Below are 24,709 nucleotides of genomic sequence, written 5' to 3'. Positions count from 1 at the left end.
CTTCATGAATAAGGATGTTGTTAAAGCGTTTTTATCGCTCAGCAGTTTTACCGCCCTTAACCATGGTAGCCGTATTGTGCTTACCTTGTGCCTTGCAAGGTTATTAAGTAATGATGAGTTTGGCACTTTCGCCGCGTTACTCGCACTTTGTGAAATTCTTTTGTTACCAGCGAGCATGGGCTTTGCATCGTCGTTAATGCGTATTAGCTATCCGCTCTACAAAGCTCAACAACATGATTTACTGCGTGGCTTAAAGCATGTTTATTTAGCTGCATCGTGTTTATTCGGGGTGATTTTTGTCGCTGCTGTGGTGATTAGCTTTCAGGCCATTTCGCCGCATCAAAGCGCCAAAGAACATGTAATTTATTTACTGTTACTGGTGCCGATTGGCGCCATTATGCAAAGCCAATCTGCTTTTTTAGTGGCTTTAAACAAACCCAAAATAGGCCTGATAACGCAGCAATGTATCTTTGAATTATTAACCGCGGGTTTTTGTTTCTTAGTTTATTTGATACGTGGCGACTTATCTTTAGTCGAGATTTGCATCTTGTTGTTTTGTAGCATGTTGTGCGTAGTCAGTTATCAATATTGGTTAATCAAGAAAATGATCGTCGCAAGTACTGCCCGCTACCAAACCAAGCAATGGTGTAAAGACTCCTTGATCATGCTCGCCAGTGGTGCAGGCACTGTATTAGTCGCAAAACTCGATGTATTACTGGTGCATCACTGGTTTGGTGCACAAGGCGTAAGTATCTTCTTTCCTGCGGTGGTGATTGCCGGCTTACTGACTATTTTAGGCAATGCCGCCAACCAATATTTAAAACCCATTTTAATGGCCGATGAGACAACCGTTCAGCAACTTAGTGAGTTAATGAAAGTGCTGTGGCGTTTTAACTTTGCCGCTATTTTGCTACTTGCCCTGCTCGCAAAGCCACTACTCACTCTCTATGGCGAAAGCCAATTGCAGGAAGGGTTTTGGATTTTAATTCTGCTGTTACTTGGGCAGCTGTTATTACCAGCAAGAATCTTAGCCAGTAGCATGATCAAGTTAAAAGGGAACCCGCTTATTAACTTGTACGTATTACTTGGCGCAACCAGTGTCACGGTTTTAATGGCAGTACTGTTAAAAGATCAGTTTGGCTTATTGGGGGTGGCTGTGGCATTTAGTGGTGGCTTTATGCTCGGAGCGCTTTGCCGCATGGTGATTGTATGTACACGCATGCGGCTGCCTTTATCTGTGGTATTGGGTTTAGTCAGATAGATAATATTCAACACTGGTAACAACACGCACTTTTTTCAGCTGTGGTGTGTTTGAATCTCTATCTGAAATTGAAAACTGCCCCTGACGCGCTGTTTTAATTTTACCTAATTTAGATTGTGAATCTTTGGCAAATTTCATTGCCACTTCTCGGGCTTTTTCGGTTGCTTCTTGAATCATATTTGGCTTAATCTCATTTAAGCCATTAAATAAATATTGAATACGCGTTTCGTAATTGTCTTGTACTATCGCAATGCCTTGCTTGGCTAATTGGCTTACAGCGCCTAAGGCATGTTGCACTTTTTCGATGTCATTTGAATAAACAATGACATTATGACGGGCAATATAACGAAACTGCTGATTTTCGCCGCCATATTCGCGGGCTTGTTTATCAATAATTGACTGGCTACCGAGGCTTATTTCTTCATCGCTAAAACCATGTAGCTTTAAAAAAGCCACAACCGCATCGCTTTTCTCTTCAACCCGACCAACTAGTTTTTCGAGGTTGTTATCGGCATCAGAAAACTGCAATGGCCAAATAACGGTGTCGGCTGGCACTTCCATTTCCGCTAAACCTTTAACGTGGACGGTGCGCTCCATGCCTTTTACATCTAGGGCTGCACTTTTCAATATAAAACCTAATCCAAGCAAACCAACCGCCAATGCGCACGCTGCAATAACGATATTAAATGGTTGCGTCTTATTCATGCTTTTCTCCTTGATGTAGGTCACTGTTTTTGACTCGAAAAGTAGTTATAAACAGGTTATCTTATGAGTATAACTATTAATACTTTAGAAGTGTGTCGGTTCTAGTTTGGGTGTATTAAACTTAACAGACCCTGAAGTTTTAACAAACAGCGCAAGCAAAGGAAACAGCATGAGCGTTAAACGTATTAGCCAATTTTTTAACCCTAAATCGGTCGCTGTAATTGGCGCCTCTAACTCTCCAAATCGTGCTGGCTTTGTGGTGATGCGCAATCTGCTGCAAGGGGGTTTTAAAGGCCCTATCATGCCTGTTAGTTTAAATCACAGTGCTGTACATGGTGTATTAGCTTATCCAAGTATAGCAGCGTTACCAAAAGTACCCGACCTTGCGGTTATTTGTACTAACAAGAATACCTTAATTAACATCATTAATGAGCTAGGTGAGCTTGGCTGCAAACATGCAGTGGTAATTGCTGCGGGATTAAACGTAGAACAAAAACAAGCACTGAAAGAAGCTGCCCTTGCAGCTAATGTATCTTTGCTTGGGCCAAATTGCTTGGGCTTACTCATTCCTCATATTGGCTTAAATGCCAGTTTTTCACATACAGTTGCAAGCCCTGGAAAGCTCGCCTTTGTATCGCAATCAGCTGCTGTTTGCTCAACCATTCTTGATTGGGCGAAAAACAAAGAGATAGGCTTTTCATATTTTGTGTCTGTGGGTGATTGCCTAGATATCGACTTTGATGAGTTACTCGACTTTTTAGGCCGAGATGCTAAAACCAAGGCCATCTTGTTGTATATCGATAATATTGAAGATATTCGCAGCTTTATTTCTGCAGCGCGAGCCGCTGCGTTTAGTAAACCCGTAATTGCTATTAAAACCGGTAAAACCAGTGCCGGAGCGCTTGCCGCAGAGATCCATACCGGTGGCAAACAAAGCTCAGATGCGGTCTATGATGCGCTATTTCAACGAGCAGGTATGTTAAGAGTAAACGACTTACGAGAGCTTTTTGCTGCGACACAAACGCTAGCAATGCACCCCAAATTACTAAAAGTCGAACAACTGACTATTTTAACCAATGGCGGCGGCCCAGGTGTCATGGCCGTTGATACGCTATTACAAAGCTCAGGTAAGCTGGCAGAGCTCAGCGACGAGACCAGAGCTGCTCTTAATAAGGTTATCCCGCAATCGGAGATGACTTCAAATCCGGTGGATATTTTTGGCGACTCAGCGCCAAGACGCTATCAACAAGCGTTAGAAATCTTATTGCAAGCTAAAGAAGTTAAAAACCTGCTGATCATTCATACCCCTTCAGCGCTTGCACCGAGTGAAGATTATGCTGAGATCATTGTCGAAACCTTAGAGAAAATCCCGAAGATGGCTCGCCCTTATGTTATGACTAATTTTATGGGTGAAGATGCCGCGTATGCTGCGCGAAAAGTCTGTGCTAATAATGCCATTCCGACCTACCGTACACCTGAAGGTGCAGTTGGTGCCTTTATGCACTTAGTAAGTTATCGTCGTAACCAAAAGCATTTAACGCAAACGCCAGAATCAAACACCGATGATGCAAAAATAAATAAAGACGCAGCACGCAATGTCGTAAATGAGTTTTTAGCCGAAGAGCAAAGCTATTTATCAACCCATGAAGCAAGCCAAATACTCACTCATTATGGTATTGATTGTATTCAAACTGAGGTTGCTTACACACCAACAGAAGCCAAAGAGCAAGCCATAGAGCTAGGTTTTCCGGTAGCGTTAAAACTAATTAGCCCAAGTATTCCTTCTAAATCAGAAGTCGGTGGTGTGGTCCTTAATTTAAATGATGCACAAGAAGTTGAGCAAACAGCCTTTGCCATGCTGCTACGAATCAAAAACACCTACCCTGACGCCCATATTGAAGGCTTTTCATTGCAAAAGATGGCGCCGCGAGCAGGTGCTAATGAGCTACGAATCGCTATTAAAACAGAGCCGAACTTTGGCCCTGTGATCTTACTGGGTGAAGCAGGCACCGGACTTGAGTTCGCTCAAGCCGCAGTGGCACTACCACCACTAAATATGAACTTGGCAAAATACCTGATTGCTGCGGCGCACGATAAAGGGGTTCTTAAAGACCGCGTACTACCAGAAAAAGTCGATAAATACCGTTTATGCGCCCTACTTACCCGTATCTCACAGCTTGTTATCGACCAACCTGATATTACCAGTGTTGAGCTAAATCCTATTTTAGCCAGCAACGGGCAGTTTTTGGTACTTGATGCGACCATTGGCCTTAGCCGTTATAAAGCAAAAGCGAACCGTAAACGCTTGTGCATTCGCCCCTACCCGATTGAATTAGTTAAAGAAGTTACGCTAAAAAACAATACCCAAGCACAGCTAAGGCCTATTAAACCGGAAGATGAGCAAGCACACTTAGAGTTTGATCAATCATTAAGTAAAGAAGACAGATATAAGCGTTTCTTCGGTGAATTACCGCAATTTAATCATGATCAACTCGCAAAAATGACGCAAATCGATTACGACCGAGAAATGGCGTTTATTGTTAGCCAAGAGCAAAATGGTTCAGCCTGCACGCTAGGTGTATCTCGTGTATTAATGGATCCTGACAAGCTCGATGCTGAGTTTGCAATTGTGGTGCGCTCTGATTGCCAAGGTTTAGGGCTTGGTACAATATTAATGAATGCGGCGATTGAGCATTGTAAAAACCAAGGCGTTAAACAAATTGCAGGCATCACTTTGCCGGAAAACACCGGCATGATTGAACTGGCACGAAAGCTCGGGTTTAAGATCACCCGCGACTTTGAAGAAGGCAGCATTAATATGGTGCTAAAACTAAACTAAAACTGGATCATTATTTTGCATCGTTTAAGAAATTACACTGCACGAGTTTTTGAAGGTAATGGCAAATACCGGCGTATAGGACGCGCACTTGACGTGTTTTTGATGTCGTTGATTATGGTCAATGTGGTGGCGATTGTGTTGGAGTCAGTCGGCCCTTTAGCAAAGCAATATCATCACGAATTTTTAATGATTGAGCTGATTTCTGTCGGTATCTTTACCTTAGAATATGTGCTCAGGCTTTGGTCTTGTGTAGATAAAAGCGTGCATAAAGAAAGCCCGTTAACAAATTCAAAAATTCGTATTAAGTATTTCTTTTCGCCGTTGGCGCTGATTGACCTTATCGCAATTTTACCTACCATTCTGATGGTCTTTGTGAGTGTTGATTTACGCTTCTTACGGGTGCTTAGGTTAATGCGTATCTTTAAGCTCACACGCTATTCAAGGGCGATGCAACTACTCTTAAACTCATTTAAAGAGGAAAGCAGCTCACTACTTGCGGCTTTTTTTATTATGGCCGTGGTGCTAATAATTGCCTCATGCGGTATTTATTTAATTGAACACGATGTACAGCCAGATAAGTTTGGCTCCATCCCTGCTGCAATGTGGTGGGCAATGGTGACACTAACAACCGTTGGTTATGGCGATGTCGTGCCTGTGACTCCCCTAGGTCGCTTATTTGGTGGTGCCATTACATTAGTGAGTATGGGCATGGTGGCTATTCCAACCGGTTTGCTAGCTTCAAGCTTTTCTGAGCAGTTACGTAAACGTAGACAAGTATTTACCGATGCAGTACACGAAGCCGTTGAAGATGGGCACTTATCGCCTGTAAAAGAAGAACACTTAGAAAACCTACGTTATAAGCTGGGTTTAAGTCAGCAAGAGGCAAATAAAGCGATTCATAACGAACTTAAAAACCGCAATCGCAACCTGTATTGCCGTCACTGCGGTAAACGCCAAGATTAATAATAAAAGGGATAAAGTCAGTAACTTTATCCCTGAAACTCTTGATGCCAACTCTTATCTAAAAGCGGCCCTATTGCATCCCCAGGTACCGGTTTACTAAATAAATAACCTTGAAAATACTCACAGTCTTTTGCCTGTAAAAAACGCAGCTGTTGGATTGTTTCTACGCCCTCTGCGACGCACTCTTTTCCTAAACTTTTTGCCAAGGTTAGAGTTGAGTTGATAATTGCCTCATCACCTTTATCAACACCAATATCATTAACGAAACTTTTATCAATTTTCAGCACATCAACCGGGAAACGCTTTAAATAGGTTAACGAGGCATAACCTGTACCAAAGTCATCCATATAAATACGACAGCCTAGCTGCTTTAATTTCTCCATGCTTTGTTGAGCTTTTTCTGAATCTCGCATCATCACCGACTCGGTAATTTCAAACACGACAGCACTAGCCGATACTTTTATGGCATTGAGAGTGTGTTCAATGTTGGCAACTAAGTTCACACTTTCAAAATCAAGGGCCGATAAATTAATTGAGATATACAGTTCAGGATGAGTTATGTGCCACTGACGCAACTCAATAAGAGCTCGCGATAACGTTTGCAACATTATTTTGGTGATCAGTCCTGAACTTTCTGCCGCATTAGCAAAATCTTCAGGGCTATATACATCGTTACTAGGCCAGCGAAGTAACACTTCTAAACCAGCGACTTGATGGGTTTTTGCACTGACTATTGGTTGGTAATAATTGCAAAACTCATGCTCTAGGTAAGCTTTACTCAATTGCGATTCAAGATGCAATGTACGCTGAACCTGTAAATTCATCTCTTGTTTATAAAATTGATAACACCCCTCTACATGACGCTTAGCATGATATAAAGCAACGTTTGCCGCTTTTAACAACGCTTTAGTCCCGCTTGCATCATCTGGGTATACGGCCACCCCAACACTCAGATTAACCTTAACGGCTTGCTGACTTAGCTCTATGTGTTTTTCTACTGAGTCCATCACCTTGGCACACAGTAACAATAACTCATCTATTTGTTTGTAATCTTCAGCTAGAATCACAAACTCATCGCCATCAAATCGCGCAATACTATCTTGAGGTCGAAGCACATTTTTTAACCGCTGAGCTACTCGTTTAATTAATTCATCAGATTCTTCGCGCCCAAGTGAGTCATTAAAGTATTTAAAACGCTTGATATTAACATTTAATAAGGCAACTTTGGTTTTATGATAATCAGCTTGCTCAATCGCATGATTCACACGGTCATTAAATAATGTTTTATTTGGTAAACCAGTAAGCGCATCATAGTTTGCTAAAATATGTAGTTCACTTTCTGCTAGTTTTTGTGCACTGATGTCAGTAACAATGATCACATAACTATCGAGCTGACGATTGCTGCCTGCTACAGCACTAATTTTAATCAATACTTGTCGTTTCTCACCGTTTGCCACAACCACGACATCTTCGGCGGAATAATGCTCCCCCGATTGTAGGTTTTGCATAACTCGTAAGTAATTGATCCGAGCCGATACAGGTAATCCCAGCGTTAAAGAGCGGCTTGAGCGCGGCTCTGCGGGAAAATCAAAGGCATCTTGAAGTGATTTATTTGTGGCGCGGATACGCAGGTTTTTATCTATGATAAATACCCAGTCTCTCGTTTGTTCAAAGGCTGCACCAAAGAGACGAGCATTCTCTTCAAACACTAACTCACGCGTCATATTCGTGTACGTGCCCGCTACTTTTTCAGGAGCTGTGCCTTGCCATTCGACCACTTTGCCAAAGTCTTTGTACCATCGCCATTGACCATCGGCATGACGTAATCGGTAAGTACAATTAAAGTAACCTTTTTGAGTGGATAAAAACTCCAGCCATTCCAATCGGAAAGTTTGCTTATCATGCGGATGAATTTTTGCTAAATAGTCATCTAAATTAACACTGTCGGTATCATAGCCCAGCTCGTTCCTAAGACGAGGTTGATAAATAATAGGGCTTTGTGACGACCAATCCCACACCCCTGAATGACTTCCCTCTAAAGCAAGCTTTAACCGCGCTTCACTTTCTTGGCTTTCTTTATGAGCGGCCAGCAAAATTTTCTGCATGCGATTACGTCTAAATACCCATGCAGCAATAATTAAAACTATCAAAATTAAGTACAATACAATGACATGTGGGGCTCGCCAAGGTGGGTACTTTACTTCAATATTTAAAATAGCAGGCGGAGTCAGGTCCCCCGTAACTGGATCTTTTGCCCATACCTTAAGATGGTACTTTCCTGCACTTAGTTTTGGAAAAAGAACACGATTGTTATTGCGCGTATATGTTTTTTGTCCATCACCTAGTTGGTACTCATAAATGATACGTTCTTGATAATTAAATGCCATCGCCGAAAAAGCCACCTCAAGACCAATATCATCATGCTCAAGGACAACACTGTCGATAGGCTGTTTTAACTCAGCAGGCAAATCGCGAGACATTAGATCAAGGTTAGTAATATTGACATGATCAATCAGCGCTTGCTGGTAGTGGTTATCCATCGGGTAAAAATAGGTAAACCCTTTTAAAGTACCATAAACTATCTGCCCAGATTTTAGCTTGGTAAATGCGCCACTATTAAACTCTGTTGAGAACAACCCTTCTGCACCGGTAAACTGCTGAAAGTGCAAGTTTTCTGGATTTAATCGCCACAACCCTTTGTGACTACTCATCCAGATCATACCGGCCTCATCGAGCACCATGTCGTAGAGCAATGTACCCAGTTTGTTTTTTTCTAGGTCAATCGTGTAAATATGCTCATAAGTATCAGCATCTAAGCCAATCAAACCGAAATTAGATAACGACAACCACAGTACATTGTTGTTATCTATGATGTACGACATCACATTAACAGCAACATTCTCATGTTGTTCTGGAACTGTATAAATAGTGGTTAGCTCGTATGTATCAGGATCAACTTGATACAGAATGCCGGCATTATAAAATAGTGGCGAATCAGGCTTACTTGTTAAAGCAGGTAAGAATCCATAGGCTAGGAAAGGCTCAAATTCATCAAACTGCCCTGCCAAACGGGTAATTACTTGAGTTTCAATATTATAAACAAACATGCCGTAGTCAGGGTGAACGTAAAATAGCTCCCCAGATGGCATCAATAATACACCGTGAACCCAATCGTTTATTAATTTTTGTTGCTCTGGATCTGCGGTTTTCACCGGGGTCGCTTGGCCTGTTTTTGGATCAAAACTCATGATCCCACGATTACTGTGTAACCACAGCTTATCTTTGTAAGGCATCACCTGATAGATGGTAAACTCTGTGGTGATAAGATCCACTTGGTAATCTTTTAAAAACACCTCGCTTTCGTAGGTATCCAAATTAATGGCTGTTAAACCATTATGGGTAGCAAGCCAAACTCTGTCCTGAAACTCAGTAATTCCCCATATAGAATGATGAGATAACCCATCTCCCTTTATTGAGTTTGCTACTACATTGCTAAAATTATAATTATCATAAGGTAAGTAAAAGGCTCCATCATTTTTAGTCGCCAACCACATACCGCCTGATTTGTCCTCAACTAAATCAATAATACTCGTATCAGCGAGTGTGTATCCGCTATCTTTTAAACGCGTACTTTTTACAAGCTCATTATTCGATGGAGTAAATTCGAATAACCCTTTATCAGTGCCTAAAGTTATTGATGTTTCCTTCGGAGTTATCGTCCAAATATTTAAATCATCAATTAAGGTTTTACTGCTAAAAGCAAGCTCGGGAGAGGCAAACATTTCATCTAAATGACTTATATCAATCTGATACAAGCCCCTAACAGCACCAACCAATAAAGTTTGCTCGTCAACAACTGCGAATGACTTTACATAGTTTTGATAAATATGAGTTGGTTCTTGTTGGAGATGTTCAAGTTTTCGATATTTACCTGACGCAATTTCATACACAAACGCCCCATTGCTGGTACCTATAAAAATGAAGCCTTTGTACGGGTACAAATCGCGAATGACACTACTTCTAACTCGATCTGGTATTTCAAAAATTGTTGTTACTTGTTTAGTTTCTAAGTCTAGTTTTGCAAAATCCCAACCACGTCCAAGCCAAAGTGTCTTATCATCAAGAGCGACCATGCTAAACACAGACTCGCTGAAAATCTGTTCTTCGGTAGTTGGTTTTGCAATAAATTGTTGATAACTATCGGTGTTAGGATCGTAACGAAATAAACCCGCTTGCAATGATGCAATCCAAATATAACCCTGGGGATCTTGGTAGATGCGGTCGATAATAGCGTCTTCTAGCTCGCCATTAGGGCCTTTAATATGCACAACTTGATAGCCATCGTAACGGTTTAGGCCACCTTCGGTCGATAGCCATAGGTAACCACTATCATCGATCAGCATAGTATTGACATAGCTTTGCGATAAGCCTTCGCTGGTAGATAAACGCTTTACCTGTGCAAATGCTGGCTGACTAAACAAGCCACAGATAAAAAATACAAACAGCACGATGATGGAAAAGAACTGTGTCATTGACGTTCCAAATTGCTAACTTGGCACTGTGTGTCGTGTACAGTGCATCGCAACTATATTTCGATGCGCATATAACTCAAACAACGATTGCAAAGAATTGGGTAATGTTAACGTACAGTTAAACCCATTTTGTACATAAAAATCAATCAGATTTTGGTATGCAAAAGTAAATATAGGCGCGTTTTGTGCTGTAATTAACGTCGTAAGTAATTGAGAAGCAATCTTTTGACCTCGCCATGCATCATCAACATAAAGTGTTGATAAAAACAAAGACCCCGACTGGTTTTGTATTCGACATGCTGCAATAATCTCTAGACCAGAATAGCAAACCCATACTTGGTCTGCTTTGCAGGCTCGCCCTCGAGCACCATGTTTATCATAAAACTTATTAACTAACGGTGTTTTTATTGGTTCAAGAAGACAAAATTTTAGCGCAGTCATATCAGCTCATAAGTGCAAGATAATGCTCAAACTGCTGTTTCAAAAATGCTTGTTCTGACATTGGGCGACTGTTAATTGTTGTATATACCCCCTCCCGCGTATTTTTACCTCGCTTTATTTGGTAAGCCCAAAAAGAGGCTTCATAGTCCAGTTGTATTTGATACTTTTGCTCTCGTGGCAACTTACATAAATTAAAACTCATATATTCACAACAACTAAAAAATAATAGTGACCAGTATAGCATTTTTTATTGGTCTGTTTAGCCTAATGCCATACGATTAACCTTGATTTTGGTAGCACATACCAGTAAATTAACGGCGGTTTTTTAAACACGCAAGGAATGCACATTGTCAAAATATCTGCTTCTCAGATTTGCGCTAGTCTTATTGCTTTTTTGCCTTCCTGCTAGTGCTAGCTCGAACCTATTAATTTTCAATCGACCAGCGGATACCCCACAAGCACGTTATGTTATTGATTTACTTAAAATGGCCTACAAAGAAATAGGTTATGAAGTACATATCATTGATTTTAATCACCAAAGTGCCCTTATAGCAGCCAATAATGGTATTTTAGATGGTCAACTAGGCCGTATTGCAGATGTAAAAGATGACTACCCAAACCTACTAAAAGTTGATTTCCCGCTTTTTGATTTTAATCTTGTGCTATTAAAAAATTGCCAACACTGTCGCTATAAAGAGTTAAAATCATTAGCAATTCAATCAAGTTATCCTGCTGCCCAAAGTTACATCGATAAACACCCATTCGGCGGAGATGTTATTAAAGTACGAAATATTACCGCACAATTAAATTTACTAACCCAAAAGCGTGTTGAAGGCATTATATTGCTAGATTTTATGCTCAAAACAAAGCACCCAGATTTTAATCAAGCAGCTTTTCATAAAGAAGTTTTAATGCCAATGCAGAGCTTCCATTTCGTTCATAAACGCCATGAGGCACTAATTCCTAAGCTCACTCGCGCCCTTCAGAAATTGCAGGAAGAGGGTAAAGTGCATTTTCTAAAATCCAAATACAACTTAACTGAATTTTAAAAATCAAAACCACCTTGCGAGGGAGAAGACGGTGGGTTTTCTGCTTGTTGTTTTTTTTGTAGGTAACGCTTATATCGCTGTTGGCACAAGCTAATTACTTTACGCTTTTCGGCATTAGTAAACTTATTCCAATAGAAGCGTTCATCCCTGCTTCGATAACAGCCTTTACAATACCCTCGATTGTTAACCTGACAAATCCCTTTGCAAGGGCTTGGAATCTCAAAGATTTCAATTTGTTGCATCATATTTGCCAGTGACGAGTTCATAACTAAAGTATAGCCTGAAAAATAACCATAAAAAAAGCCACTTTATAAAAGTGGCTTTCTAACGCTATTTTTAGCCGCTAAAAATTTAGGCTAATTCACTGTTTGTCAGTTCTGCTTTACGATGAAAAGGCTTCGCATACATTGCAAGAACTAGCGGCTTTAATTCATCGGGTACTTTTGCCAAGCGAGCATAAAATGCCTCTGCATCTTTTTTATCGACAACGGCTTCTTTACAGCCACCAGCAATATAGTTACCAGGGTGTAGAAAGAATGAATCAACGATTTGCTGATCAATAGTTTTTGCAAGCTCTTCAGGTGACTCACAGCCTGACTCAATTGGCTCACCAAAGGCTAAATGCACATGTCCTTTAGCTGTACTAAAGCCTTCAACAATGCTGGCAATATCTTCGCCTTGTTGTTTAACATACTGACCATGTTGCTGCTTATGATAAAGCTCTTTTGCTTTAGCTATCGCACACGGCTCATATTGATAAGAGATAGACACAGGCACAATTTTTAGTTCGCGCACGTATTCAGCAAACTCTTTCTTCTGCTTACGACCTTGTAACTGCAACATCTTAAGTAGAGCTGGATCTGTTTGGTCAAAACCATCTTTTGCTCGGCCTTCTTTTTGGGCTATCCAAATTGAGTGACCTTCAGCTAGGGAGTCATAAATATAAGCAGACAGCTGCGACAAAGCTTTTAGCATCTCTTTAGGTGCTTTCGCTGAGCGCTTCACAATAAAGCTTTTGTTTAAGCGCATTAACTCAGTGATATAAGGAATTTGCAGTAAGTTATCACCAATTGCGATGCGAACAGTCGGCATATTGTGTTTAAACAACCCCCAATTCACCAATGCAGGGTCAAGCACGATATCTCGGTGATTCGAGATAAATAAATAGGCTTGTTTAGGATCTAGCTTATCTATGCCAGAAAATGTCACTTCAGAAGTAGTACGGGTGATTAACTTATTTAAATAATCTGCCACTTCATGCTGTACTTGCTCAACCGATGAGGTATTACCCCACTTTTTACGCAGCTGGCTGCGCACTAATGGGCGAGTAATAAATGGAAAATAGGATAAAAAGCGCGGTAGATTATATTTGGCAATTACATCCACAAAAGCATTATCAGCAATTAAACGTGCTACTGAATCAGCGACTTCATCATCATTGTAAGGTCTTATGTCGGCGTATTTATCCACACTTTCACTCATTAAAAACTACTTAAGTTAAAAAACGGCACGCACAGCGCACCGTTTAAATATTTGGCGGATTATAACTCAGGCAATTTTAAATGCGAACCGAGACGCGATAGTTAACCAAGTTATTTGCCAAATGTTAGTAAAATATATTTTTATAACAAGTAATTACGCAATGCTCTTACCAGTTTGCGAGGACTTTTTCAGAACCATTTTTAACACTAATCTAAGCATTAAAGTAGCCAATACAATGCCCGATATAAAGCTTAACCAATGCGGTAAAACTTCATGCTCTTCGCCTATCATCGGTGCCACCACAAAACCATATTGCGTCACTAAATAATCAGTTAAAAAGCCAAATGCCAACGCTGTAGCAATCACACCTATTAAGTAAGCAACCACAGCACGCTTACCTAGTTCTTTACCCACAACACCTAAGGTTGCAATATTTGTAGCAGGGCCTGCCAACATAAAAACTAAGACTGCACCAGGCGATACACCACTGAGTAATAGTCCAGCAGCTATCGGTGTTGAGGCTGTTGCGCAAATATACATAGGAATACTAATTAAAATAACCACAAGCATCGCAAGTATGCCACTGCCCCATTGGCTTAAATAAGATTCTGGCACATAGGTTTGTACTAAAGCGGCAAAGAATAAACCAATCATTAACCAAATCATGGTGTCTTCAAGTAACTTGTTACAACTAAAACTCACCGCACGTTTCAGTTTACTAAAACGACTTTCAACGGTTTTAGTTGGCTGCTCACTGCTACAACAGCTTTTCTGCGAAGGTACTGCTTGTTCACTTGCGCAACTTTGTTGCGACTCTGGAGTAGCTTGTGAACCTTTATTACTACAACAACTTGTTGTTTTAACAGCCTCAAGTTCTTTGGTTGTTTGCTTGCTGCAACAACTTTGTGCGGGCTTAGCAGACGCCTCTTTACTGCAACAGCTCGCTGTGGTCATAGGCTCAGGCTGTTTACTGCTGCAACAAGATGTTGTTTTAGTGTTCTCTTTATTTGCTGTTGTGCTTTGCTGTTGATGAAGCTCACTGTCTTTGCCCACTAATACACCCGCCACAATGGCACTACACACGGCCGCAATAGGACGTATCACCGCCATAAATGGGCCTAGTAACACATAAGATACCGAGACCGAATCGACTCCCGTTTCTGGGGTTGAAACTAAAAATGCGGTGGTGGCACTTTTTGACGCCCCCGCCCTTCTTAAACCAATGGCCGCAGGGATCACACCACATGAGCACAATGGCATAGGAGCACCAATTAAAGCCGCTTTAACTGTGGTCCATAGCCCTTCTTTTCCTAAATGACGGTTAAGAAAGTTGGCAGGCAAATACACATTTAACAGACCAGCTATGAATAAACCCAGCATTAACCAAGGCGCCGAGAGTAAAAACAGATGCCAAAAATTACTGAGTAAGTCCATCGATATCCTCCAGCGTCGTTAGTATTGAACAGTTTTCAGCGGGTTCTTCACCACCACAACACTTATCAGCCAATAATGAAAGTGAGTCATAAAAGCGGGTAAGCTCCGCAATTCTTTGTGCAACGAGATCGCGTTTTTGTAACGTCATCTCTTTAACTTCATGGCAAGAGTGCTGATCTTTATGAAACTTAATTTGCAGCAACTCTTTGATCTCAGCCAAACTAAAACCAACATTCTTAGCTCTGAGAATAAACGCCATTTGCTTATAGTCATCCTCAGAATAAAAACGATATCCCACGTCTGAACGCGAACTTGGCGTTAACAAACCATGCTTTTCGTAGTACCTTAGAGTATCTGTTGAGACACCCAACTGGCGGGAAAACTCACCTATTTTCATCACCGTCTCCATTGTGAAGCGTTTATTTATTATGCTCACTATAAACCTTGGAGTACACCCCAAGGTCAAGCAATAAATTAAAAAAGGAAAGCACATGAATATTACTGTCCTTGATGCAGCAACATTAGCCAACACTTCGTTAGATGCCTTAGCACAGCTAGGTAAATTAACTTGTTACGATCTAACTTCCCAAGAGCAAGTTGTTGAGTGCTGCCAAGATGCTGATGTAATTATCAGTAATAAAGTGGTGATTGATCAGCTCGCTATGAGCCAGTTAACTAATTTGAAATTAATATGCGTTGCAGCAACAGGCACTAATAATATCGATTTAGAGGCAGCAAAAGAGCATAGCATTGCAGTGACAAATGTGGCGGGCTATTCAACACCGAGCGTGGTGCAGCATACCTTTACCTTAATCACTAACTTATTGGGTAATACTCATAGATACATTAATGATTGCCAGCAAGGTTTATGGCAACAAAGCCCAATGTTTTGTCGCTTAGATTACAGCTTTAATGAAATTGCCGGCAAAACATTGGCAATTGTTGGTTATGGGTCATTAGGTAAAGCTGTGGCTGATGTAGCGCGTGCCTTTGGTGCCAATGTCATTATCAGTGAGCGAAAAGGTCATACGCCTCGTGAAGGTCGTGTTAGTTTTAATGATGCCCTAAGCACAGCCGATATTATTAGTGTTCATTGCCCGCTAACGGATGAAACACGCAACCAAATAGCCGCGGCAGAATTAAGCATGATGAAATCGTCAGCTATTATTATTAATACCGCTCGTGGTGGTATTATCAATGAAGCCGATTTAGCTGACGCTTTAGCTAATAATGTCATTGCTGGCGCAGGTGTAGATGTACTTAGTAAAGAACCCGCAGAGCAAACAAACCCGCTGGCACTATACAAAGGCGCAAACTTATTACTCACACCACACATCGCATGGGCAAGCCAAGAATCAATCGCTCGCCTAGTTAACGAAATAGCTTTAAATATCCAAGCATTTAACCAAGGCGAACCACGGAATAGATTAGTCTAAAATACAACAAATTAGTCAAACAGACTAATCTACGTGTTTATTTAGCCTACCACGCATGTAAGTTAACATGCAAAACATTGATTTAAAAAGACTTTTAAAGTTGGCAAGCTGATTGCTACCTAACAATCACTTAAACTCGAATTTCTAGGGATAAAAAAAATGAAAAAAGCTCTTCTAATCGCTGCACTATCTGCTCCATTCTTAACAGGTTGCGTTATTGCAGTTTCAGATGGCGAAGCCGATACACATTGGGCAGGTAGTTCTTCATCAAGCTGGGAGAAGCAACATAAAAATAATCGTGAAATTATTTCTAACCTTGCACTCGATACCAGTTATCAAACAGTATTAAACAAACTTCATACACCTAACTTTACCGAGCTGCTAAAACAAGGTGATGATGTATATCAAGTGCTATTTTATGTTACGCATAGCATTCATTCAGATGGCAAGATGACAAAAGATGAGTGCACACCTTTAGTATTTAAAAATGATAAGTTAATCGGCGTGGGCGATACAATTTATCAATCGCTAAGTAAAGGCTAATTAGCAAGCTAAAGTTAAGAGTAGGCTTTGCCTACTCTGACTCATTTACCGCAACCATCCTTGAAACAACTTTATCGCGTCCAGTATCTTTAGCTTGATACAAACCTAAATCAGCCTCTTCTAATAAAGTTTGCTCTGCGTATACTTGCCCAGTTTCAGTGGTGGCAATACCAATACTAATCGTAATGTGATCAGCATTTAAAGACGCTTTATGAGGGATATTTAGTTTATTCACTGCATCGCGTAGTTTGTTAGCAAATGCAATAGCTTCTTTTGCAGAAGTGTTTGGCAGTACCGCAGCAAACTCTTCACCACCATAACGTGCTACAAAGTCACTGCCGCGCTCACATGCACCCACAAGCGCGTGAGCAATTTTTTTCAAACAATCATCCCCGGCTCTATGTCCATAACAATCGTTGTAGCGTTTAAAGTGATCAACGTCCATTAACAGCACAGATAACGGTGTACAGTCTCGACGACTTCGACGCCATTCACGAGCTAAATTCTCATCTAAATAACGCCTGTTAGGTATTTCCGTCAGCCCATCAATCGAAGCAAGCATTTCAAGAAGGTCATTTTTTTGCTTAATTAATAACTGATTGCGTACCCTTGCCCGAACTATCGCAGCACTAAAAGGTTTAGTGATGTAGTCCATTGCACCTAATTCAAGGCCCTTTGCTTCATCATCATGGCTGTTATTCGCGGAAATAAAGATAACGGGTAACATGCTGGTTGTGGCATTTTCTTTTAACTTGCCAAGTACCTCGTAACCATCAATGCCGGGCATCACTATATCTAAAATCAACAAGTCGACAGCTTGAGTTTTCAAAAACGTCAGTGCTTTTTCACCACTTTCAACACAAAAAACATCGTAGTCTTGCTGCAACGTTTTCTCTAATACCAAGCGATTTAACGGATCATCATCAACAATCAGTACCTTGGCTCTTTTCAACATGTGTAGATCCTTGTTCGATGATAAATGCAATCACTTGCTGTAATTGGCATTGCAATTCATCATTTAATTGTTCGGGCAGTTCACCAGTTTTCTTCAGCTTAACTTCACATTCCTGAGCGCACGCTGACAAACGTTTAAAACCGAGGTTTCCAGCTGACCCTTTAAGATTATGCACCACACGTATCAGCTCTTGCGCAGTGTTTACTTTAGATATTAGTAATAACTGCTCTTGTGCCATAATCGCAAACTTTGACAACATAGTTAATACTAACTTAGTGCTGTTTCCAAATTGGGATAGAATAAAGTCTTGATCGAAAAAGGATTCTTTTTTATGTTCCAATTCATTCATGGCTAAAAATAATTTACTCGCAACAATTGGCTTGGTTAGGTGCTTATTCATACCAGCTGCAACTGATTGCTCTATGTCAGCAGGTTCACTGTGTGCCGTTAATGCATAGATTGGTATTTGTTGTTTACTAAATGTCTGACGAATAATGCGCGTTGCTTGGCAACCATCCATTTCTGGCATTTGAATATCCATAAAAATCAGATCAGGTTGCAATGACTTTGCAAGCTTTATCGCTCTTTCACCACTGTCTGCACAAACAACATTAACATCTGCTTGCTCTAGAATACTTTTAATTATGTTTAAATTGAGTGGGTTATCGTCTACAGCAAGTACGAGTAAGCCTGATAAATCCATTTTAGAGGGTAACGACACCACAGACTTTTTGGCCGGCTCTGTGGTTTTATCAAGCTGTAAGCAAAAGTAAAACTCACTGCCTTTGCCTTTTTCACTCTCAAGCTTGATTTCCCCTCCCATCAAGGCAACCTCATACTTCACAATGGCAAGACCAAGCCCTACACCTTGATGTGAACGAGTAAGAGATTCATCGCCTTGTGTAAACGCATCAAATAAACGACTTTGATCTTCTTGGCTTATCCCTATACCAGTATCTTTGACGGTAAAACAAATAAGTTGCTGCTCTGTTGATTGTTCAATGAGCTTCATACACAAGGTGACACTGCCTTGCTCTGTAAACTTAGCGGCGTTTGTCAGTAAATTTCCTAACACTTGTTGCAAACATATTTGGTCGCCAATTAAGCTGTCATTGATATCATCATCACATTCAATATTAAAAGTTAAGCCTTTTTTTCTGCACAGTGGTGCGATCAAGCCTTGGCAATACTCAATTAAATTAGAGACACTAAATGGCGCATTACTTAATTGCATTTGCGAGTTTTCTGCTCGAGCAAAGTCAAGCATGCGATTAAGTAAAGTAAGTAAACTATTTGCCGCAGATTTAGCTTGTTCTGCATGAGTACGCTGCTCAGCTGATAAGCCTTGTAAAGCAATTACATCAATCAGGCCTAACACTGCATTCAACGGTGTACGAATTTCATGACTTAAGTTTGCAATAAATCGGCTTTTTGCCAGTGTTGCTCGCTCGGCATCGTCTTTTGCTTGCACAAGCGCTGTAACATCTTGCACATGCACAACATAGTAGTCGGGTGTTTGCTCGCCATTAAACACTAATGAAACACTAATTTGTAGCCACCGCTTTTGCTCTTGTTGTGGCAGGCTAAAGTGATAGACATTCTTTTTCTCGTTGAGTAAATCTAGTAACGTCTCTTTTAATGTATTAAATGATTGCTCAGCAAATAGGTCTTCCAATGTATAGTGACTGGGTGACTTATTACCTAAATCAATTGAAAAAATCTTCCTTGCCGCTTTATTTACTTGTAAAACCTGATAATCAAGTGACACTAACAGCACGCCATTGGCAGCATACTCCATTGCACTTCGTAATTTAGCTTCTGAACTTTGCAACGCATTGAGCGCTTCATACTGTTTGGTAATATCACGACCAATCGCCATAGTCCCCAAAAACTGCTGATGCTCGTTATAAAAAGGCACTATACTCAAATCATAGATTTTATCTTGTGTTGATAAACGTTTTTGATAAACCTGTCTGTCTTTGAGCACTTTCTTTTCAAGCTCGTTGATTTCGCCATTATCATCACTGATATCACATAATTGCTGACCCACTAACTTTTCTTGTGGCAAGCCTATGTAGCGTTCATATGCTTTATTACACCCCAAAAATGAGCCATCAATGTTCTTAAAATAAATAATATCCGGAACATTGTTGAGCATGGTGTTTAATAACGCTAATTGACGCTCTTTAGCATCAATACTTCTTCTAAGCTGTTGCGACTTTACTTGTACTTGAGAATCTAAAGTTTTATTGGCTTCCTGTAAGGACTGTACTAACTCTTCATTGCGTCGAAAGATCTGCTTAACACGACTAAACCAAGGCTGCCAGTTAGCAGGAATTTTGTAACTTACAAGCGCTTGCTTGCCCTCATCATGCTGCTCTAAATAATTCATCAAATGCGTCATGGGTTTTACGAAAATACGTTGGCTTAACCAAAACACGGCACTAAACATCATTACTAAAAAGACGCTTAAAAACATAAACTCTAAAAAAATGTCATAGCCAATAGGCTTACTCAATGCCCTAAGCGATTCGTGAAAACGCGTATGAATAGGTAAGTTGGTAGTATCTTGTACAAAATGACTTTGATAGCGCGAGCCTGAACTTTCAACGATATCTGGCCAATATCCTGTCGCATTAATGGCGCTCTTTAATATCTCTTTAGAGCTAGCAATCACTTGGTTGTCTTGATTAATAAAGATAAACTCACCATCACTAGGTGCTATCTTCTTAAGCCACAATGAAATAGCCTCTAGGTCATAGATCAAAACGATATAATCTTGACTATCAGCAGCTCTTTGTTTACCAATCGCAAAATAGGCATGACCGTTTATGGTCAAAACAGAGCTTGAAGCAAGCCGCTCTTCATTCAGTTGCAATGGACGAAACTTGTTATCTAAAACACTCGTAAGCAACTCACTTTTCGTTGTATTACGTCGTTTAATAAAAACAAAACCCTGCTGGTTTACATAGGCAACTGCTTCAAGTGATTGAATTAAAGAAAGTGCGGTATTGAACGATGGACCTAAGGCTATAACTTGTCGCCATTGATTAACTGCAAATTGCGTTGAAGCAAATCGACCTTGCCCCACAACTTCTCCGATCCCCTCACCTACCAATTGGTAATAATAATGGTCAAACTGATTAACATTGCGCGCCAAGCTAGGCGCATAATCATAAGAAAGTGGCTGCTCGTAGAGCTTGAACATAGTATCTATTAAGCCATTGGCAGCATTCATTGCATGGCTAAGCTGTGCAGAGATATTATTAAAACCGTTTTGCCTGCTTTCAATAGCACGTTCGAGCTTTAAATTATAAAGATGCAAACACAAAAAAAACGCCACCAGCAGTGGCACAATAAGTGCCACTGATAAAGAGCGATAATAATGCTTTAATGGTAAAAAATTCACTGGTTATAAGTACCTTACCTCGTTAACGGTTAGGTTAACGAGGCATAGAAGTACTAGCAAGTTATAAATTTTCTTCAGCGAAGCTGGCTAAACGGCTGCGTACGACGCCATTTAAGTTAACAGTGGCGCTGCATTCAAAATCTTTAAAGCGTTCAACAATATAGGTAAGCCCTGAAGTTACGGGGGTTAAGTAGTTGCTATCTATTTGCGCCAAGTTACCTGAGCAAATTAGTTTCGTGCCTTCACCGCAGCGGGTAATAATGGTTTTAAGCTGTGATGCCGTTAAGTTTTGACTCTCATCCAAAATCACCCCCGAATTGATATAATACTATCATACCCTTAATAAACTTGAACAAAAAAGCTTTTACACACATACTCTAGCTAAGAATCAAAGGTGAACGAAAATGATACTTCGAAATACAACAAAAACTAAAATAATTAAAACATCAGTCAACTTTGGAAAAGGAATGTCTTTTCATCTCGATAAATCAGGGCAACCTATTAAGACTGAAAAAGGCATCAGAACTCACTCATATAGGCACGATAAAATAGAACCTAATTTTCCAGTGCTATATCACCCGACTCGCTTCACCGAATGCCAAGAAATGAACTTATTTTTAATGCACCGCTTTGAAGGTCATTTCAGTCTCAAAAAGAATCAAATAGACAATGAGGCTTTTAGTGACGCTTATCATGCCAGCCAACCGGGAAAGCCATTAGATGTTAAGTCTGTTTGCAGTATAGCTAAGCACTTAAAAGCTTTCTTAGATTGGTTGGATAAAGATGATGCATCCTATTTTGAAGTAATAGCTGCACCACTTTCAAAACAATCTGTAGATGATGATATTTCTAGGTTACCTGTGTGGAGATATCACAAACATTTATGTGAAAGAGTCGAAACCAAAGATAAGTCTAAACGCATAAGCTTTAACAGCGCTCAAGAACGAATTAGAGCTGTTAAAGCATTCTATATATGGAGCCATAAGCGCGGGGCTATAGATAGCCTCCCCTTCTCACTTGAATACAAACAGGTACGTATTAAATCGAAAGCTAAATCAAGTGTAAGTTCATTGTTTCAATTACCTACTAGCAACACACGTTCTGGAGGCTTATGGAAGTGGGTTAGTAATTTGAGCATTCCAAATACATTGAAACAAAAGGAAGACTCACCCGAAAAAGATCTACAACCATATTCTCCAAAAGAACTTAAACAGTTGCTGGAGACGGATACGGCTCAAAAAGAGACTTATAAGCTTTATTTGCAATGTGCTTTGCTAGGTGGACTTCGTTCTTTTGAGATTTCAGCCATCGACCAGAAAGACCTTTTTGATCCTGATGAAAAAGAAAACGAGAAACGTATTCCAAAATTGAACATTGTACGAAAAGGACATAAGCCAGTGAGATTAACAATAGCGCGAGTTCTAATGAAGCTTTTGTACAATCACACTTTGACAATTCAAAATATGAAGCGACGTACCAAACATGAGACTAATCATGGTATGGACAATAGTGAACATCCGCTTCCTTTGTTTATGAATAGTTCAGGATCGCGGATAAGCGAAGATACACCGGGGAATACTATTTCCATAGTTAGAAAAGAACAAAGGAAGCAGGGATTAGAAATACTATTACGCACATTCCATGACTTACGCGCTACCTTTGCTACTTATGTCGCTAAATACCTAATTGACAAAGGTGAATCGGAGAGTTCCATCAGACAGACACTAATGACCTTGATGAGTCACGAAAGTTTTAAAACAACCAAACGTTACATCGACTTTGCCAAAAGTGTAGCAGTGGATGCATACGGAGCAATGTCAGAGTGGGTGAAAGATATCTACGGTGATGTTGACGAATTACTGATGCGTGAGGCTGAAGATGCAGCAGCAAGTTAAAACGCGGAAGTCCAATCGTATTCCTGCTAGATTTAAACCTCATTCAATTGTTCTAGCCAAACAGTTAGACGTTTTATTTAACAGGGCATATGACAAAGAAAACAATATTAGCGCAGATGACGACACTGCTATTTCAATGAGTCGCTTGCGGAATGCTTGTGTCAGTTTACAACATACTCTTCCTCTAGCCCTTAATAAGGTTAGTACAGATACTGCGACATCAATTCAAACTTCGGGATTAAATGCTCTATCAGACTTTGAAATTTGGCAAGAACTGGAATACTTTTGCATTAATGAAATAAATGATGTCAAGCTACCTAGTTATGCTACTCGTATAGAAGAAGCCTTAGAAAACTTAGCTAAGTTTCATTTTTATGATAACGCTATCAACGCTCCTTTTAGGCTAGTAAATGGGGCTACTTCAATCGACATAACTAAATTATTCGAACTTGAATTCCATCAAGTAAAAGAGATTCGTAAATTACTAAATAAATATCTGGACTATCTCGTCCTTCCAGAATTAAGCCTCAAAGATTCTTCTATTAGGGACAATATCCTCAAAACTGCGACAGCTATTATAAATCTTTGTCTACATGATACTTTTAAGAATACTGAACGCGTCAAACTGCCATTATTGGCAACATTACAGGATAGGGAATTCGTTTCATCATTTATATGCAATCACAACTTCCGTACTTTTTTAAAATTTATACTACCCGATGTGTGGGGTAAAGCTAGAGTCAATCAATTTAAAACTGAAGCCGAAGTAATAGGGTATGCACAAAGCATATCATCCAAATTTGGCAATGAAGTTGATGCTTTTTTGAAAAATCAGATAGCAAGCGCTTCGGAAGCTAATACAACAAGAGTTAGATCCTCAACTTTATCATTTCCAAGGTGGTTGAATAGTGCTGGTAGCGTAGCATCACCAATAATTAAGCTGCTTAGTGAGCGTGGAATTCAAGGGTTTGCAGAAAATGGCCTTCAGGGATTTAAATACCTTTATAAGCATTACCAAGAAGAAACTCAAAATAACCAGCAGTTTTTACTGCTACTAAACGCTGCATTGGACCTTTACCACTTTGTTACGGGTGAAAAAATCGCAAAGGAAAGTTTATTACCCTACTCATTGGGCTATTACCTTAAAGAAAGTGACACTACCGAATGGCAGAAGCATGAGTGGGTATATGACAATGCCTATAAATTTTATCAAAACCTAGTCGAATACCATAAAGTTTTTACAAAGCGAATTGATGGCGAGAGCATAGGTATCGTCACTCTCAAAGGTTACATAGGTAGTATGGCTAGAGCATTGAAAGAAAATGCATCATCATTAACAGATGAACAAATGAAGCTTATTGCCAGTCATGGGGTTCATGCTTTTGTTGAAAATAACTGTGAGATACTAAAGGCTATAAGAGAGGCAATTCAACTAAAATCAAAACAAGGCGATTTGTCGGTTTTTGTTGGTAATCAATATCAGAGCGCTATCGACAAATTACTATCGTTTTATGGTCTAGATACTATTAAAAGCTTTCCGGTCAACACCGAATTAACTGCACAACATCAAGAGCAACTATCTCAGAATCAAGATAAACTCTACTCATATAGAGAAGTAGTAGAATTAGCATATTACATAGAAAAAGGGCTTTCTGAGACCTTACTCACAATTAAAGACAAAGTTACACTGTAGTGGCATAGTTAATTTGGCCACCCATTAAGAAAGAAATGTTATGCTAATAAGCATACAAATTTGGGTGTAAAA

The 24,709-nt window shown here is 40.1% G+C and carries 18 protein-coding genes and 1 pseudogene; 8 read left to right on the top strand and 11 right to left on the bottom strand.

All coding sequences use genetic code 11. From position 1 onward, the window contains the following. Positions 1 to 4 precede the first annotated feature (4 nt). Positions 5 to 1,261 carry a lipopolysaccharide biosynthesis protein gene (locus ACSFVZ_RS10490; protein ID WP_435558809.1) on the top strand — a complete coding sequence of 419 codons (1,257 nt, stop codon included), beginning with the start codon at positions 5 to 7 and terminating at the stop codon, positions 1,259 to 1,261. Here the strand turns inward: ACSFVZ_RS10490 and ACSFVZ_RS10485 are convergent. Next, on the bottom strand, positions 1,250 to 1,966 hold the full coding sequence (locus tag ACSFVZ_RS10485) for an SIMPL domain-containing protein (protein WP_435558808.1): 717 nt from the start codon (positions 1,964 to 1,966) through the stop codon (positions 1,250 to 1,252). The genes ACSFVZ_RS10490 and ACSFVZ_RS10485 overlap by 12 nt on opposite strands. Before the next feature lie 169 nt (positions 1,967 to 2,135). Between ACSFVZ_RS10485 and ACSFVZ_RS10480 the strand changes: the two genes are divergently transcribed. Beyond that, positions 2,136 to 4,805 carry a bifunctional acetate--CoA ligase family protein/GNAT family N-acetyltransferase gene (locus ACSFVZ_RS10480; protein WP_435558807.1) on the top strand — a complete coding sequence of 890 codons (2,670 nt, stop codon included), beginning with the start codon at positions 2,136 to 2,138 and terminating at the stop codon, positions 4,803 to 4,805. A gap of 9 nt (positions 4,806 to 4,814) precedes the next feature. Beyond that, on the top strand, positions 4,815 to 5,768 hold the full coding sequence (locus tag ACSFVZ_RS10475; protein WP_435558854.1) for an ion transporter: 954 nt from the start codon (positions 4,815 to 4,817) through the stop codon (positions 5,766 to 5,768). A gap of 26 nt (positions 5,769 to 5,794) precedes the next feature. On the opposite strand, the gene ACSFVZ_RS10470 is transcribed toward ACSFVZ_RS10475, so the two are convergent. Genes ACSFVZ_RS10470 through ACSFVZ_RS10460 form a run of 3 tightly spaced genes read right to left on the bottom strand, consistent with a single transcriptional unit; the run spans position 5,795 to position 10,943 of the window. Next, complete coding sequence (locus ACSFVZ_RS10470; protein WP_138557174.1) at positions 5,795 to 10,300, bottom strand: EAL domain-containing protein; 4,506 nt, start codon at positions 10,298 to 10,300, stop codon at positions 5,795 to 5,797. A gap of 15 nt (positions 10,301 to 10,315) precedes the next feature. Then, a complete protein-coding gene (locus ACSFVZ_RS10465) occupies positions 10,316 to 10,741 on the bottom strand; it encodes a GNAT family N-acetyltransferase (RefSeq protein WP_135923596.1) in 426 nt (141 codons plus the stop codon). Position 10,742: 1 nt separating this feature from the next. Beyond that, positions 10,743 to 10,943: a DUF3283 family protein gene (locus ACSFVZ_RS10460; protein ID WP_135923595.1), complete on the bottom strand. Its 201-nt coding sequence runs from the start codon at positions 10,941 to 10,943 to the stop codon at positions 10,743 to 10,745. Positions 10,944 to 11,088: 145 nt separating this feature from the next. Here ACSFVZ_RS10460 and ACSFVZ_RS10455 point away from each other — a divergent pair, with 145 nt between their 5' ends. Next, on the top strand, positions 11,089 to 11,790 hold the full coding sequence (locus ACSFVZ_RS10455; RefSeq protein ID WP_249930195.1) for a transporter substrate-binding domain-containing protein: 702 nt from the start codon (positions 11,089 to 11,091) through the stop codon (positions 11,788 to 11,790). On the opposite strand, the gene ACSFVZ_RS10450 is transcribed toward ACSFVZ_RS10455, so the two are convergent. The 4 genes from ACSFVZ_RS10450 to zntR form a co-directional block, all read right to left on the bottom strand. Further along, positions 11,787 to 12,032, bottom strand: coding sequence for a DUF1289 domain-containing protein (locus ACSFVZ_RS10450; protein ID WP_135926240.1), 246 nt, complete (start codon positions 12,030 to 12,032; stop codon positions 11,787 to 11,789). The genes ACSFVZ_RS10455 and ACSFVZ_RS10450 overlap by 4 nt on opposite strands. Positions 12,033 to 12,141: 109 nt before the next feature. After that, positions 12,142 to 13,272, bottom strand: coding sequence for a 1-acyl-sn-glycerol-3-phosphate acyltransferase (locus ACSFVZ_RS10445; protein ID WP_295508134.1), 1,131 nt, complete (start codon positions 13,270 to 13,272; stop codon positions 12,142 to 12,144). A 153-nt stretch (positions 13,273 to 13,425) separates the two neighbouring features. Beyond that, positions 13,426 to 14,706, bottom strand: a complete 1,281-nt coding sequence (locus ACSFVZ_RS10440; protein WP_435558806.1) for an SO_0444 family Cu/Zn efflux transporter — start codon at positions 14,704 to 14,706, stop codon at positions 13,426 to 13,428. Further along, positions 14,690 to 15,103 (bottom strand): Zn(2+)-responsive transcriptional regulator, encoded by a 414-nt coding sequence (zntR, locus tag ACSFVZ_RS10435; RefSeq protein WP_135926239.1) that lies wholly within the window; start codon positions 15,101 to 15,103, stop codon positions 14,690 to 14,692. Before zntR ends, ACSFVZ_RS10440 begins: the two co-directional genes overlap by 17 nt. A gap of 94 nt (positions 15,104 to 15,197) precedes the next feature. Between zntR and ACSFVZ_RS10430 the strand changes: the two genes are divergently transcribed. Together ACSFVZ_RS10430 and ACSFVZ_RS10425 are read left to right on the top strand one after the other, a co-directional pair. Then, a complete protein-coding gene (locus tag ACSFVZ_RS10430; RefSeq protein ID WP_435558805.1) occupies positions 15,198 to 16,142 on the top strand; it encodes a D-2-hydroxyacid dehydrogenase in 945 nt (314 codons plus the stop codon). 159 nt (positions 16,143 to 16,301) lie between these two features. Continuing rightward, complete coding sequence (locus tag ACSFVZ_RS10425; RefSeq protein ID WP_435558804.1) at positions 16,302 to 16,685, top strand: DUF3192 domain-containing protein; 384 nt, start codon at positions 16,302 to 16,304, stop codon at positions 16,683 to 16,685. A gap of 31 nt (positions 16,686 to 16,716) precedes the next feature. On the opposite strand, the gene ACSFVZ_RS10420 is transcribed toward ACSFVZ_RS10425, so the two are convergent. The 3 genes and pseudogenes from ACSFVZ_RS10420 to ACSFVZ_RS10410 all read right to left on the bottom strand — a co-directional run. Beyond that, positions 16,717 to 17,640 carry a GGDEF domain-containing response regulator gene (locus ACSFVZ_RS10420; RefSeq protein ID WP_135923590.1) on the bottom strand — a complete coding sequence of 308 codons (924 nt, stop codon included), beginning with the start codon at positions 17,638 to 17,640 and terminating at the stop codon, positions 16,717 to 16,719. Next, entirely contained in the window at positions 17,609 to 21,049 is a 3,441-nt protein-coding gene (locus ACSFVZ_RS10415; RefSeq protein WP_435558802.1) for a response regulator, read from the bottom strand. Before ACSFVZ_RS10415 ends, ACSFVZ_RS10420 begins: the two co-directional genes overlap by 32 nt. A gap of 61 nt (positions 21,050 to 21,110) precedes the next feature. Then, a pseudogene (locus tag ACSFVZ_RS10410) lies at positions 21,111 to 21,368 on the bottom strand (PhoH family protein); the annotation flags it as partial. 85 nt (positions 21,369 to 21,453) lie between these two features. Here ACSFVZ_RS10410 and ACSFVZ_RS10405 point away from each other — a divergent pair. Then, positions 21,454 to 22,944: a tyrosine-type recombinase/integrase gene (locus ACSFVZ_RS10405; protein ID WP_016708217.1), complete on the top strand. Its 1,491-nt coding sequence runs from the start codon at positions 21,454 to 21,456 to the stop codon at positions 22,942 to 22,944. Continuing rightward, on the top strand, positions 22,928 to 24,637 hold the full coding sequence (locus ACSFVZ_RS10400; RefSeq protein ID WP_435558801.1) for a hypothetical protein: 1,710 nt from the start codon (positions 22,928 to 22,930) through the stop codon (positions 24,635 to 24,637). Before ACSFVZ_RS10405 ends, ACSFVZ_RS10400 begins: the two co-directional genes overlap by 17 nt. The last annotated feature ends 72 nt before the right edge of the window (positions 24,638 to 24,709 follow it).

The organism is Pseudoalteromonas nanhaiensis (genome assembly GCF_051235485.1).
GTDB classification, from domain to species: domain Bacteria; phylum Pseudomonadota; class Gammaproteobacteria; order Enterobacterales; family Alteromonadaceae; genus Pseudoalteromonas; species Pseudoalteromonas lipolytica_C.
This window is presented reverse-complemented; position numbering and strand designations above follow the sequence as displayed.